The following is a 397-nucleotide window of genomic DNA, read 5'->3' on the forward strand; positions in this document are numbered from 1 at the left end:
CGGGACTGGCGGCTGGCAATTGGCGGCTCTCAGAATGTGCAGCAAGGTGGCCAGAAAGCCTTTGATCGCCGACGGCGGGATCCGCCACAACGGCGACATCGCCAAGTCCGTCCGCTTCGGGGCCAGCATGGTCATGATCGGGTCAATGCTGGCCGGGCATGAAGAATCCCCGGGCAACGTGATCAAGATCGACGGCAAGACCTACAAGCAGTACTGGGGTTCAGCCAGTGAAGTGCAAAAGGGCGCCTATCGCAACGTTGAAGGCAAGCAGATGCTGGTCCCTTACCGGGGCAGCATCGCCGACACCTTGGAAGAAATGAAGGAAGACCTGCAGTCTTCCATCTCCTACGCCGGCGGCCGGGACCTGGAATCAATCAAGCGGGTCGACTACGTCATC

1 protein-coding gene is annotated in these 397 nt (G+C 59.9%); it reads left to right on the plus strand.

Features of this window, described 5'->3' with window-relative positions; genetic code table 11:
• The coding region (locus lacNas_RS10385) for an IMP dehydrogenase (RefSeq protein WP_201346833.1) at positions 1-397 on the plus strand (397 nt) is incomplete at both ends.

The sequence above is a fragment of the Lactobacillus nasalidis genome, assembly GCF_016587775.1.
GTDB classification, from domain to species: Bacteria; Bacillota; Bacilli; order Lactobacillales; family Lactobacillaceae; genus Lactobacillus; species Lactobacillus nasalidis.